The organism is Paraburkholderia sp. SG-MS1, assembly GCF_012275575.1.
Lineage (GTDB): Bacteria > Pseudomonadota > Gammaproteobacteria > Burkholderiales > Burkholderiaceae > Paraburkholderia.
In genome coordinates this window covers 1-253 of the sequence record NZ_NPIH01000176.1, presented here as the reverse complement: position 1 = coordinate 253, position 253 = coordinate 1, and the positions used below count along the sequence as shown (strand labels likewise).

Below are 253 nucleotides of genomic sequence, written 5' to 3'. Positions count from 1 at the left end.
TACCCGAGGCGTCCGCCACGGTCGAAGCCGTGCTGCCGTCCGGATACGTCACCGTCACCGTGCTGCCCACTTCCGCCTTACCGCTCACCGTCAGACCGCCATCGGCGTTCGGCGTCACATTCACCGACGACAGCGCTGGCGGCGTCGTGTCCGTGTAGTTCACGTCCGTCGGCTTGCCATGGTTGCCCGCCGCATCGGTTGCGACCGCTTCCACCACACCGCTGGTCTGCGGAACATGGGTCGTCACGCTGTA

At 66.4% G+C, this 253-nt stretch carries 1 protein-coding gene; it reads right to left on the bottom strand.

All coding sequences use genetic code 11. From position 1 onward, the window contains the following. Positions 1–253: hypothetical protein (locus tag CIC12_RS13960; RefSeq protein ID WP_168664690.1), on the bottom strand; the 253-nt coding region annotated here is incomplete at both ends.